Origin of the sequence: Stenotrophomonas sp. SMYL86, from assembly GCF_036320025.1 — a bacterium.
GTDB classification, from domain to species: domain Bacteria; phylum Pseudomonadota; class Gammaproteobacteria; order Xanthomonadales; family Xanthomonadaceae; genus Stenotrophomonas; species Stenotrophomonas maltophilia_A.
Map to the genome: position 1 here is coordinate 115,674 of NZ_JAWIRU010000008.1, position 10,875 is coordinate 126,548.

Consider the following 10,875-nt stretch of genomic DNA (forward strand, 5'->3'; position numbering starts at 1 on the left):
GATGGTGGTGGGTGCCGACCGTTGGTCGGCACCCACTCCTTCAGCCGCGCAGTTCAGCCAGTTGCGCCTGCAGTTCGGCCACGGCCGCTTCCAGCTGGGCCACGCGCTCGGCCAGGCCCGGGTCGTTGGCCTCGCTGCCACCACCGCTGCTGGCGTACCTGGCGGCCAGTGCCGCGCCGTCCACTTCGCCGCACAGCAGGTGCATGTAGCGGTCTTCGCGCTGGCCGCTGGCGCGCGGCAGCACCACCAGCAGCGCGCGCTGCTGCAGGCGCTCGATGGCATGGCGGGCCTCGTCGATGTCGGCGAAGCGGTGCAGGCGCTCGCTGCGCGTGACCAGTTCGCCCAGGGTCTGCGGCCCACGCAGCAGCAGCATCGCCAGCAGAACGGTCTGCTGCCGGGTCAGGTCCAGCGCGGCCTGCAGGCGGTGCTCGTAACGGTCTGCACGGGAGGAGAAGTGCTGGCGGGCCAGGCCCAGTGTTTCCAGCTGGCGCAGCGCGTGCTGCACGCTGCCGGCATCGACGTTCATCACCGGCTCGCGGGCGGTCTTCTGGTTGGCGGCCGATTGGGCGGCGTTGACCGTCAGCGGATAGGTGTCCGGGGTGGTTGCCTCCTTCTCCACCAGGCAGCCCAGCAGGCGGGCCTGCACGGCGTCGAGCAGGGGGACGTCGGGGGTCTGGGTGGAATCGGTCATGGCGGCCTCCGGAAGGGCAACGGGTCAACCGCCAAGCATAGCCGTCCCGGGACCGCCTTTGCCGGTAAAATGCGCCGGTATATCTGATTGCCGGTGAATCCATGCGTCGTCCCGTTTCCCTGTCTCTGACCCTGCTCGCCACCGCGGCGCTGGGCCTGTCCGCCTGCAAGCGCGTGGATGCGCCTGCCGCCGAAGCCGCTGCACCGGAGGCCCCGGCCGCCGCTGCCAAGGCCGACGGCGCGCTCGATGCCACTGCCAACGACAATCTCAATGCGGTGCTGTGGATGCAGCGCGCGCAGGAGTACAAGGCGATCACCGAGCAGACCTACCGTGCCGCCGCCGACCACCTGGATGCCGCGCTGAAGGAAGCCCACTGGGATGCGCTGGTGCCGGAAGAACGCGGCAACGAGGCCAAGGGCCTGAAGCCGGCCGTGGTGCTGGACGTGGATGAGACCGTGCTGGACAACTCGCCCTACCAGGCGCGCCTGGTGCGCGACGGCAAGGAATACGACGAGCTGACCTGGGACCAGTGGGTGGCCGAAAAGAAGGCCAAGGCCATTCCGGGCGTGGTTGATTTCGCCAAGGCCGCCAACGCCAAGGGCGTGACCCTGCTGTACATCTCCAACCGCGCCGTGCACCTGAAGGACGCAACCCTGGCCAACCTGCGCGAGCAGGGCCTGCCGGTGGCCGATGACAGCGTGTTCCTGGGCCTGGGCACCGTGGTCGAAGGCTGCGAGCAGGCCGGCAGCGAGAAGAACTGCCGCCGCCGCCTGGCCGGGCAGAAATACCGCGTGCTGATGCAGTTCGGCGACCAGCTGGGCGATTTCGTCGAAGTGACCGCCAACACCAACGACGGTCGTGACGCGCTGCTGCAGCAGTACCACGACTGGTTCGGCGAGCGCTGGTGGATGCTGCCGAACCCGACCTACGGCGGCTTCGAGCCGGCGCAGTTCAACAACGACTACAGCCAGTCGCGCCAGGCCCGTCACGACGCCAAGCGCGCTGCGCTGGACTACGCACCGTGAGCCGCGCGCCGCTGCCGCTGCGCGATGACGAGCGCCTGATCTTCGCGCTGGACGTGCCTGACCGCGTGCAGGCGCTGGAGTGGGTCGACCGCCTCGGCGACAGCGTGGCGTTCTACAAGATCGGCATGGAACTGCTGGCCTCCGGCGAGTACTTCCAGGTGCTGGACGAGCTGGCCCGCCGCGACAAGCGCGTGTTCGTCGACCTGAAGTTCTTCGACATCCCGGCCACCGCCGCGGCGGTGATCAAGCGCCTGTCGCAGTGGCCGGTCAGCTACGCCACCATCCACGGCTGGCACCCGGCGATGATGGAAGCCTGCGCCGCCGCCAACAGCAGCGACATGCGCCTGCTGGCGGTAACCGTGCTGACCTCGATGGGCCGCCCGGACCTGGCGCAGATGGGCATCGACCGTGAGCCGGTGGACGTGGTGGTCGAGCGCGCGCTGGCCGCGCAGGCGGCCGGTATCGATGGCGTGATCGCCTCGGGCCAGGAAGCCGGCCCGATCCGCGCCGCTACCGGCGCCGGGTTCTCGATCGTCTGCCCGGGCATCCGCCCCGGTGGCCCGGTCGGCGATGACCAGAAGCGTACCGTTGGCGTGGCCCAGGCCTTTGCCGATGGCGCCGATGCCATCGTGGTCGGTCGCCCGATCCGCCTGGCCGCCGATCCGCAGGCTGCGGCCCGGGCCATCCAGCGGGAAATCGCGTCGGCGTTGGCTACGCGCTGAGATTCCGCTGCGCAGTCTGCAGGCCCGAACGCCATCCCGACCCGCGCGGGATGGCGTTTTTGCATCCGCCGAAGGACCGGTTGTGCCCGAATCGCCGCAAAACCTGCCGTAGATTTCATGGCCCCGGCGCCAGGCATCAGTCTAATCAATAAAATCAATGATTTATATGGCACTACGTGAAGTGTTGCCTTAACTTGAGCGGCAGCGTAGGATCGCCGCCATCCGGTCCTCGGACCGGACATGTGCCACAACACTGTCCACCGGCCCTGCGCCGGCTTGAAGAGCCTGTGATCCTCGTGATCCCGGCTCTTTTTTTATTCCGATCAGTGACTTGCACAAGCAACCGCGGAAACCGTGACGTCCCGGCTTGCCGCTGTCACCTCGCAGGCCGCAAGATGCGGACCGGTCCGGGGAGTCCGAGTGCATGAGCGTGGCAGTGCGAGGAAGGTCTGCGCGTGGATGGGGGCTGGCAGTCATGCTGCTGGCCGTGGCCGCGTGCCGTGAACCGGCCAACGATCCGGCCAGGCCGGCAGCCGAACCGGTTGCGGCGGTGCAGGCGATGGCCCTGCGCCTGGCCGAGGACGATCTGGTCGGCTATGCAAAGCTGTCGGTTCCGCCCAGCCAGTACCAGCGCCTGCAGCAGGCCTGGGCCGAGGGCCGCAGCCAGTGGCCGCTGACTGAACTGCCACTGGGCGACCAGCTGCTGCCGATGCTGGCCGCACTGCGCACGCCCAATGCCGGTGCCGAACTGCAACGCAGCTTCGACCGCCAGCTGGCCGGCCAGGCCGGTGCCGTGCGCCAGGCCGCGCAGTCGATGGGCAACTTCGGCGTGCAGTACCTGCGCCACCAGAAGGGCTATACGCCCGGCCAGCAGGCCCATTACATCGCCCTGGTGGAAACCCTTGCCAGCTGGGCGCAGGGCGCGCCGATCAGTGACCGTGCGCGTGCACGCAGCACGATCGCCGCGCTGGTGGGTGCCGCCGGCAAGGTTGGCTTCGACGATGAGGCCGGCCTGCAGGCCGCGGGCATGGAAGGCAGCCTGCAGCAGCTGGCACCGTTCATCCATACCCTCAAGGCGGTGCTGGGCAGCTACGGGTTGGGCGTGGATGACGCACTGCGCAGCGTGCGCGGTGAACTGCTCTCGGTGGAGGGCGACAATGCGCTGGTACGCCTGCACTACGACCTGGCGGGGCGTGAGATGACCCTGCAGCTGCCGCTGAGCCGCCGCGAGGGCCACTGGTACCTGACCCGCACCCTGGCTGACACCGACGCGCTGCTGCGCAAGGCCGACGCGGCCCGCGCCGCTGCGTCGCCGTCACCGGCTGAAGCCCCCGCCGAGGGTGGGGAAGCGGCAACGCCGCCGCCTAAGCCATAATGGCGCCGATGTCGAAACAGAACCCGCTGCCGTTCCCCGGCGAAGAATCCCAGTCGACGCCCGCCGATACGGTGCCGGCGTCCCCCTCGACCGGTACCGGCCCGAACCCGGTACCGCCGCCCGCGCACGCGCGTCCGGCTGGCCGCCGCCCGCTGTGGGCTCGGCTGCTCGGCCGCCTGGTCGAGCCGTGGCTGTCGCTGAAGATCGAACCGGAAGACCCGGGCCAGTACAACGATGGCCGCCCGGTCATGTACGTGCTGGAGGACTATGGCCTGTCCAATGCGCTGATCCTGGACAAGGCCTGCCGCCAGGCCGGCCTGCCGTCGCCGCTGGTGCCGCTGGCCGGTGACCCGACCGGCCGCAAGCGCGCCTACCTGGCGCTGTCGCGGCGCAGCTCCAGCAACTCGCTGATTCCCGAGCAGCGCGGCGCCAAGACCCACTCCGATTCGCTGGCCAAGGTGCTGCAGGCCCATCGCGTGCGCGATGACCTGGACGTGCACCTGGTGCCGGTGTCGATCTTCGTCGGTCGCGCGCCGGACAAGCAGAGCGGTTGGTTCGCCGTGCTGTTCTCGGAAAACTGGGCGCTGGTCGGCCGCTTCCGCCGCCTGCTGGCGGTGCTGCTCAACGGCCGCAGCACCATCGTCCGCTTTGCCCCGCCGATCTCGCTGCGCAGCACCGTGGACGAAGGCCTTGAGCCGGAGCGCACGGTGCGCAAGCTGCAGCGCGTGCTGCGTACCCATTTCCGCCGCATCCGTGAATCGGTGATCGGCCCTGACCTGTCGACGCGGCGCCTGCTGGTCGACCAGGTGCTGGCCGCCGAACCGGTGCGCGAAGCGATCGCCGCACAGGCCAAGCGCGACAATTCGAAGCCGGCCGATGCCTGGAAGAAGGCACACGCCTACGCTTGGGAAATCGCCGCGGACTATTCCAGCCCGGTGGTGCGCTCGGCCAGCTTCATGCTCAGCCACGTGTGGAACCGCATCTATGCGGGCGTGCTGGTGCACCACCTGGACAAGTTCAAGGCCGCCGCGCCGGGCCACGAAGTGGTCTACGTGCCCAGCCACCGCAGCCACATGGACTACCTGCTGCTGTCCTACCTGCTGTACGACCGTGGCATCGTGCCGCCGCACATCGTGGCCGGCATCAACCTGAACCTGCCGGTGGTCGGCACCCTGCTGCGCAAGGGCGGTGCGTTCTTCATCCGCCGCTCGATCCGTGGCAACGCGCTGTACTCGGCGGTGCTCAGCGAATACGTCGCGCAGCTGGTGGCCGGTGGCTACTCGCTGGAGTACTTCGTCGAAGGCGGCCGCTCGCGTACCGGCCGACTGCTGCAGCCCAAGGGCGGCATGATCTCGATGACGCTGCGCGCGTTCCTGCGCCAGCCGCGCAAGCCGGTGCTGTTCCAGCCCATCTACATTGGCTACGAGAAGCTGATGGAGGGCGGCAGCTACCTGGACGAACTGTCCGGCCGGCCGAAGGAAAAGGAATCGATCTGGTCGCTGCTGTGGGGCATCCCCAAGGTGCTCAAGCAGAACTACGGCCAGGTGGTGGTGAACTTCGGCGAACCGATCGCACTGAACGACGTGCTCGCCGAGAAGGCGCCGGAGTGGAAGGGCGAGGCGGTCTCCGAGGACGAGAAGCCGGCGTGGCTGTCGACCACGGTGGATACGCTGGCCGAACGCATCCAGGTGCGCATCAACGGTGCCGCCGACGTCAACCCGATCAACCTGCTGGCGCTGGCCCTGCTGTCCACGCCGAAGCATGCGATGGGCGAGGCCGACCTGATCGCGCAGATCGAGCTGTGCAAGACCCTGCTGGTCGAGATGCCGTACTCGGACCGGGTGACGGTGACCCCGCACTCGCCGGAGCGGATCATCGCCCATGCCGAGGAAATCAACGTCCTCACCCGCATCAAGCACCCGCTGGGCGACGTGCTCAGCGTCAGCGGCGATACCGCAGTGCTGCTGAGCTACTTCCGCAACAACGTGGTGCACCTGTTCACCGCCTCGTCGTGGGTGGCCTGCTGCTTCCAGAACAACCGCCGCATGAGCCGCACCGGCCTGGTCCAGCTGGGCCGTACGGTATACCCGTTCCTGCAGGCCGAGCTGTTCCTGCCGTGGAGCGAGGACGAGTTCGCCCAGCGCATCGACCGGACCATCGATGTGTTCGTGCGCGAAGGCCTGCTGCAGAACGTCAACGATGACGACGGTGGCATCCTGGCGCGCAATACGGGGCAGACCGACGAGGTGTTCCGCCTGCGTGCGATCGGCCATTCGCTGCAGCAGGCGTTCGAGCGCTATTACATCGCCATCTCGGTGCTGGTGAAGAACGGCCCGGGCGTGCTCGGCGCGGCCGAGCTGGAAAGCCTGTGCCAGCAGGCCGCGCAGCGGCTGAGCCTGCTCTACGCACCGGCGGCACCGGAGTTCTTCGACAAGTCCCTGTTCCGCGGCTTCATCCAGAAGCTGCGCGAGCTGCGCCTGGTGTGGCCGGACGAGAACAGCAAGCTGCTGTTCGACGAACGCCTGGATGCGTGGGCCAAGGATGCCAAGTTCATCCTCGGCCGCGAGCTGCGCCACACCATCGAACGGGTCAGCCCGGAAGCGGCCCGCCCGGACGAGCCTGCACCGCAGGATTGAAGGCAGCGCCGGGCCGTGCCCGGCGAACGGCATGCCAACCAAGGTTGGCATCTACCGGGGCGAAGCAGTAGATCCACGCCATGCGTGGATGGGCCACCGCTCAGGCCGGTTCGTCGGGAATCTGCAGGCTTTCCAGCCTGGCGATGCAGTCCTTCAGCTGCAGCTTGCGCCGCTTCAGGCGCTTGGCTTCCAGCTCGTCCTCGCCATTGGCGGCCATGCGGGTGATCTGTTCATCCAGCAGGCGGTGCTCGGCGCGCAGGGCGGCGAGGTGCTCGACGATCTCGGCGGGGCTGTAGGTGTCCACAGCCTCCGAGCATACACAGCGATGATGACTGCCGGGAGAGGGGAATTCCGACCCCCGGCCGTGGCCGCTCCGAGCCGTTAGAATGGAACCCATGAGTGCCGTGATTTCCCTTCCCGATCCCCAGCCGCGCGCCGCCCGTGATCCGCGCGTGGCCGAGCGCGAGCAGCACAAGCTGGCCAAGCGCCTGCGCCGCCAGGTCGGCGAGGCGATTGCCGACTTCGGCATGATCGAGGCCGGCGACAAGGTCATGGTCTGCCTGTCCGGCGGCAAGGACAGCTACACCCTGCTGGACGTGCTGCTGCAGCTGCAGAAGAAGGCGCCGGTGCCGTTCGAGCTGGTGGCGGTGAACCTGGACCAGAAGCAGCCGGACTTCCCCGAGCACGTGCTGCCGGAATACCTGGAAGGCCTGGGCGTGCCGTATCACATCATCGAGCAGGACACCTATTCGGTGGTCAGCCGGGTCATCCCGGAAGGCAAGACCATGTGTTCGCTGTGCTCGCGGCTGCGTCGTGGCGCGCTGTACAACTACGCCGAACTCCATGGCTTCACCAAGATCGCGCTGGGCCACCACCGCGACGACATGGTGGCCACGTTCTTCATGAACCTGTTCCACCACGCCAAGCTGTCGGGCATGCCGCCGAAGCTGCGCAGCGATGACGGCAAGCACGTGGTGATCCGGCCGCTGGCCTACGTGCGCGAAAGCGACATCGTCGAGTACGCACAGGCCCGCCAGTTCCCGATCATTCCCTGCAACCTGTGCGGCAGCCAGGAGAACCTGCAGCGCCGCCAGGTCGGCCTGATGCTGAAGCAGTGGGAAAAGGACCACCCGGGCCGCATCGAGCAGATCGCGCGTGCCATGGGCGAAGTCCGGCCCTCGCAGCTGGCCGACACCACCCTGTTCGACTTCATGGCGCTGGGCCGTCGCGACGACGCGCCGCTGCCCGACGCCCATGCCTGGCTGGCCGGTTCCCCGGCCGACGCCGACGCAGATCCCGAGACGCCCACCGTTTAAGGTCGGTCGCCCTTCCTCTTTGCCATCCGGAATTCCATGTTCTTTCGCAACCTGACGTTCTTCCGTTTCCCGACCACCACCGATTTTTCCGAAGTCGACACCCTGCTGCCGCACGCGCTGCTGAAGCCGGTCGGCGCGCTGGAAATGAATTCGCGCGGCTTCATCTCGCCGTTCGGCCGCGAGGAGAAGGAACTGCTCTCCCACCGCATCGCCGAACATCTGTGGCTGACCGTGGGCGGCGAGGACAAGATCCTGCCGGCGGCGGTGGTCAACGACCTGCTCGAGCGCAAGCTGGAGGAGATCGAGGAGAAGGAAGGCCGCCGCCCGGGTGGCCGCGAGCGCAAGCGCATGAAGGACGACCTGCTGCATGAACTGCTGCCGCGCGCCTTCGTGAAGTCCTCGCGCAACGACGCCTTCATCGACCTGCAGCACGGCTACGTGGCGGTGGATACCTCCAGCCGCAAGACCGGTGAGTACTTCATGTCCGACATCCGCGGCCTGCTCGGCAGCTTCCCGGCGATGCCGCTGAATGCCGAAGTCGCACCGCGTTCGATCCTGACCGGTTGGATCGCCGGCGAGCCGCTGCCAACCGGGCTGAGCCTGGGCGAAGAGTGCGAGATGAAGGACCCGGTGGAAGGTGGCGCGGTGGTCAAGTGCCAGCACCAGGAACTGCGCTGCGACGAGATCGACAAGCACCTGGACGCCGGCAAGCAGGTGACCAAGCTGGCGCTGATCTTCGAAGACAACCTGTCCTTCGTGATCGGCGACGACCTGATCGTGCGCAAGCTGAAGTTCCTCGACGGCGCCCTGGACCAGCTGGAGCATGCCGACGAAGACGGCCGCCGCGCCGAGTTCGACGCCCGCTTCGCCCTGCAGAGCGCCGAGATCCGCCGCCTGTTCCTGTTGCTGGAAGAAGCCTTCAAGCTCAGCAAGGCTGACTGAACAGGCAGCCCGACGGCCGCCGGTCATCCGGCGGCCCGAAGCGGCGCTATGCTGGGCGCATGAGCCGTCTGCTGCGCCGCCTGATCAGCCCGACCCCGCCCGCCACCGTACAGCGCGACACCGTTCGCCTGCGCCTGGAGGATGCCGAGATCGAGGTGCTGCGCGTGCGCGATCCACGTGCGCGCCGCATCAAGCTGAGCGTGGACGAGCGCGGCGCACGCTTGACCCTGCCGCCGCGCGCAAGCCTGGTGATGGGCGAACGCTTCCTGGAACAGCATCGCGACTGGCTGGCGCTGCAGCTGCGCCAGTACCAGGGCCAGGGCCTGCCGGCACCGCTGCAGCCCGGCGAAGACGGTGTGCTGCCCCTGCGTGGCGAACTGCTGCCGCTGCGCTGGCAGGAAGGCCGCTACGCGCGGCTGGAGATCGACGCGCACGGCGCCTGCGTGCAGTGGCCGACACGTGGTGGTGACGCCACCCTGCGCCGCCTGCTGCGCGAATTCTACGAAGCACAGACCCGCGCCGACGTCGGCCGCTGGCTGCCGAAGTACCTGCCCACCCTGCCGCGCGCACCCAGTCGCCTGCGATTGAAGGTGATGTCCTCGCAATGGGGCTCGCTTGCCCCCGATGGCAGCATGGCACTGGACCTGGCCCTGGTGCTCGGTCGTTCGGAAGCGTTCGAGTACGTGCTGGTGCACGAGCTCTGCCACCTGATCCAGCCGAATCACTCACCCGCGTTCTGGCACGAAGTGGAACAACGCTTCCCCGCCTGGCGCGAACAGCGCGACTACTTCCAGCTGGAAGGGCGACGCCTGAAGGCCATGCTCCGGCAACTGCTGTAGCGCCCGCGCTACAGCAGTTGCCCACGCATTCTTCCTCTACCCCCGCCTTCGGCGCGCCCCTTCAACAGAAGGGGCTTCACTCCAGACCGCGTGCTGAGCAGTCGAGCAAGCTCGACTCTACAGAAGCGCGCGCAGCGCGCGACCCGCTTTCGCTCCTGCTCTTCTTTCTTTCTTCCGTGGTGGGCACACCGGAAAGTGTCCGTGGCCGGGTGGGGTGGGTTGCGCAGGGGCGTGAGCCGCATGGATGCGGCGACCGAGCTTACAAGGACGTACTTGCAGCGACCCCTGCGCAATCCACCCCACCCGGCCAAGCACGGCTTCTGATCTGAACGACCCACCACGAGGGGCTCAGCCGTTGGCCGAAACCCTCACCCCGCCCGCAACGCCGCCGCCGCCGCCCACCGCGCCGCCACCCGCGGCGCCGTAATGCACACCGCCTGATCGGTCACCGTGGTCACCGCGCGCTCCAGCAGCTGGATATCCGCCTCATGCTGGCGCGCCACATGCGGATCCTCGAAGAAGATCGCGCGCTGGCAACGCCCCTCCAGCACCCGGTCGGCAATCTGGGCATCACCGCCCATCGGACCGCTCTGGTAGCGCGTCACCCACGGCGTATCACGCGGCCAGCCCCGGCTCCAGGCCAGCTCGTTCAAACGCTGGCCGGTGGTCCCGGTGGCCACCCGCTCACCGAACCGGGCCAGCACATCGAAGTGCTCATCGGCGAAGGCCAGCATCGCCGGCTTCATCGCATCGTGCGCGATCAGCGCCAGCGTCTGGCCTTCGAACGCATGCAGGTCGTCGGCGCCGGCATCGGCTGCCAGCCCGGCGTGGACGCGCTCCACCTCCACCCAGTCGCGTGCGGTGGCCACGGTCGAAATGAACGGCTTGCCGTGGATCACGCACTGCCGCTTGAGCGCGGTTGCTTCCGGAAACACCGAGGATGGATCGACGGGGTCGATCAGGTAGATCGCGCCATCCAGTGTCCGATCCGGACCCATGCCAACGACTTCGGCGACCAGCTTCATCAGGCCACCCTCGCGTCCGTAGGGATAACGGTGCAGGCCCGCGTATCCGGTCAGGAAGCCCTGCCGTTCGATCGCGTCATGGGTGCGGCCGACCGCATGCAGCGATACGCCCAGCTCGCGCAGGCCGGCCTCGCTGCTGCGCAGCCAACGGAACAGCGCAGCGCGCGCGTCGTGGTGATGAAGACGGTTGGCAGCCAGGCCGATGCGCATCGAACGCTCCGCAGGTACGGGTGAAGGCGGCAGTGTATGTCGGCATTCCCCCATCTGGATGCTTTTACAACTTTCTTCATTGCCGTCGGCCCGC

Annotated in this window: 10 protein-coding genes; 7 read left to right on the forward strand and 3 right to left on the reverse strand. The window is 67.8% G+C overall.

The features are described from left to right. Nucleotides 1-40: 40 nt before the first annotated feature. The gene (locus V3B64_RS10960; protein ID WP_329914141.1) at nt 41-691 is read right to left on the reverse strand and encodes a DUF480 domain-containing protein; all 651 of its coding nucleotides are present in this window, start codon (nt 689-691) and stop codon (nt 41-43) included. 101 nt (nt 692-792) lie between these two features. On the opposite strand from V3B64_RS10960, the gene V3B64_RS10965 reads away from it, so the two are divergent. From V3B64_RS10965 to plsB, 4 genes are all read left to right on the forward strand, one after another. Beyond that, a complete protein-coding gene (locus tag V3B64_RS10965) occupies nt 793-1,716 on the forward strand; it encodes a 5'-nucleotidase, lipoprotein e(P4) family (protein WP_032128687.1) in 924 nt (307 codons plus the stop codon). After that, on the forward strand, nt 1,713-2,438 hold the full coding sequence (gene pyrF / locus V3B64_RS10970; protein WP_329914142.1) for an orotidine-5'-phosphate decarboxylase: 726 nt from the start codon (nt 1,713-1,715) through the stop codon (nt 2,436-2,438). Before V3B64_RS10965 ends, pyrF begins: the two co-directional genes overlap by 4 nt. Before the next feature lie 424 nt (nt 2,439-2,862). After that, nucleotides 2,863-3,813 (forward strand): hypothetical protein, encoded by a 951-nt coding sequence (locus V3B64_RS10975; RefSeq protein ID WP_329914143.1) that lies wholly within the window; start codon nt 2,863-2,865, stop codon nt 3,811-3,813. Then, nucleotides 3,813-6,449 carry a glycerol-3-phosphate 1-O-acyltransferase PlsB gene (plsB, locus tag V3B64_RS10980; RefSeq protein ID WP_032128690.1) on the forward strand — a complete coding sequence of 879 codons (2,637 nt, stop codon included), beginning with the start codon at nt 3,813-3,815 and terminating at the stop codon, nt 6,447-6,449. Before V3B64_RS10975 ends, plsB begins: the two co-directional genes overlap by 1 nt. A 100-nt stretch (nt 6,450-6,549) precedes the next feature. On the opposite strand, the gene V3B64_RS10985 is transcribed toward plsB, so the two are convergent. After that, entirely contained in the window at nt 6,550-6,753 is a 204-nt protein-coding gene (locus tag V3B64_RS10985) for a YdcH family protein (protein WP_005421068.1), read from the reverse strand. A gap of 91 nt (nt 6,754-6,844) precedes the next feature. On the opposite strand from V3B64_RS10985, the gene ttcA reads away from it, so the two are divergent. From ttcA to V3B64_RS11000, 3 genes are read left to right on the forward strand one after another with little or no spacing between them, the layout of a single operon-like run. Then, nucleotides 6,845-7,765, forward strand: coding sequence for a tRNA 2-thiocytidine(32) synthetase TtcA (ttcA, locus tag V3B64_RS10990; protein WP_329914144.1), 921 nt, complete (start codon nt 6,845-6,847; stop codon nt 7,763-7,765). A 36-nt stretch (nt 7,766-7,801) separates the two neighbouring features. Further along, nucleotides 7,802-8,707 (forward strand): recombination-associated protein RdgC, encoded by a 906-nt coding sequence (locus tag V3B64_RS10995; RefSeq protein ID WP_005411825.1) that lies wholly within the window; start codon nt 7,802-7,804, stop codon nt 8,705-8,707. A 59-nt stretch (nt 8,708-8,766) separates the two neighbouring features. Then, a complete protein-coding gene (locus tag V3B64_RS11000; RefSeq protein WP_032128692.1) occupies nt 8,767-9,546 on the forward strand; it encodes a SprT family zinc-dependent metalloprotease in 780 nt (259 codons plus the stop codon). Nucleotides 9,547-9,914: 368 nt separating this feature from the next. Here V3B64_RS11000 and V3B64_RS11005 read toward each other — a convergent pair whose 3' ends face one another. Next, complete coding sequence (locus V3B64_RS11005; protein WP_049422383.1) at nt 9,915-10,781, reverse strand: methylglyoxal synthase; 867 nt, start codon at nt 10,779-10,781, stop codon at nt 9,915-9,917. Nucleotides 10,782-10,875 lie beyond the last annotated feature (94 nt).

Coding starts and splice junctions, on each gene's coding strand:
- V3B64_RS10965 (WP_032128687.1), top strand. CDS start 793: ATGCGTCGTCCCGTTTCCCTGTCTCTGACCCTGCTCGCCACCGCGGCG.
- V3B64_RS10975 (WP_329914143.1), top strand. CDS start 2,863: ATGAGCGTGGCAGTGCGAGGAAGGTCTGCGCGTGGATGGGGGCTGGCA.
- V3B64_RS10995 (WP_005411825.1), top strand. CDS start 7,802: ATGTTCTTTCGCAACCTGACGTTCTTCCGTTTCCCGACCACCACCGAT.
- ttcA (WP_329914144.1), top strand. CDS start 6,845: ATGAGTGCCGTGATTTCCCTTCCCGATCCCCAGCCGCGCGCCGCCCGT.
- plsB (WP_032128690.1), top strand. CDS start 3,813: ATGGCGCCGATGTCGAAACAGAACCCGCTGCCGTTCCCCGGCGAAGAA.
- V3B64_RS10960 (WP_329914141.1), bottom strand. CDS start 691: ATGACCGATTCCACCCAGACCCCCGACGTCCCCCTGCTCGACGCCGTG.
- V3B64_RS11000 (WP_032128692.1), top strand. CDS start 8,767: ATGAGCCGTCTGCTGCGCCGCCTGATCAGCCCGACCCCGCCCGCCACC.
- V3B64_RS11005 (WP_049422383.1), bottom strand. CDS start 10,781: ATGCGCATCGGCCTGGCTGCCAACCGTCTTCATCACCACGACGCGCGC.